The organism is Methylophaga sp. UBA1464, from assembly GCF_002325665.1.
Taxonomy (GTDB): domain Bacteria; phylum Pseudomonadota; class Gammaproteobacteria; order Nitrosococcales; family Methylophagaceae; genus Methylophaga.
The window spans coordinates 19,528-20,425 of record NZ_DCSO01000035.1 but is presented as its reverse complement, the minus strand read 5'-3'; the positions used below and the strand labels follow the sequence as shown (position 1 = coordinate 20,425).

General features: G+C 47.4%; 1 protein-coding gene and 1 pseudogene. One reads left to right on the top strand and one right to left on the bottom strand.

Annotation, left to right across the window (positions count from 1 at the left end; genetic code table 11):
* Positions 1 to 218: pseudogene (locus B3O33_RS03610) on the bottom strand (EamA/RhaT family transporter); the annotation flags it as partial.
* Between the two features lie 73 nt (positions 219 to 291).
* Between B3O33_RS03610 and B3O33_RS03605 the strand changes: the two are divergent.
* Positions 292 to 898, top strand: a 607-nt coding sequence (locus B3O33_RS03605; RefSeq protein ID WP_292362953.1) for an aminotransferase class I/II-fold pyridoxal phosphate-dependent enzyme, incomplete at its 3' end; no start/stop codon positions are given.

The window sequence follows — 898 nt, the reverse complement described above, 5'->3', positions numbered from 1 at the left end:
ACATCCGCAGGAATCTGTTTCCAGTGATAACGTTGCCTGATAAATATCGGCAGACTGGCCAGCCCGGCAGTCAAATACATAATCAAAGTCACCCATATCACTGACATACCGGCCTGCTCAAACAACCGCATCGGATACCAGATGATGCCCCACATAGTGGCAGCAAATAACAGACTGAGAATCGCGAACTTGAATTCGATAGGTTTTATAACGTTCATCTGGATGCTTATAACACGAGAGGCGGTTGAAGCGTTATAATGCCCAGATTTTCTTATCCGGCGATATGTATTAATGAATCCAGATCTGGCCCTATTACATCCTTATCCTTTTGAGAAACTAGCCGAGCTCCAGCAGGGTTGCCAGCCACCGAATAACCTGGCACATATCTCATTATCGATTGGCGAACCCAAACACCCTACTCCCGGCTTTATTACCGAAGCAGTAATCAGTCATTTGCATGGGTTGTCTGTCTATCCAACGACTATTGGTAGTATCGAGTTACGGCATACCATCGCCAACTGGCTGGATCAACGGTTTCAACTGGCCGGTCACATTGACCCGTTATCACAGATTCTGCCGGTGAATGGTACGCGTGAAGCATTGTTTGCATTCGCCCAGGCGATTATTGACCGACGTCATGATCCACTGATTGTGATGCCAAATCCGTTTTATCAGATATACGAAGGTGCTGCATTTCTGGCCGGTGCCGAGCCTTACCTGCTTAACTGCACGGAAGAAAACGGTTTTGTACCGGATTTTGATGCTGTCCCGGCCAGTGTGTGGTCTCGTTGCCAGTTGTTATATCTTTGCAGTCCGGGCAACCCAACGGGTGCGATTGTGGATGCTGAAACCCTGACCAAACTGATTCAACTGGCACATGAATATGATTTTGTGATTG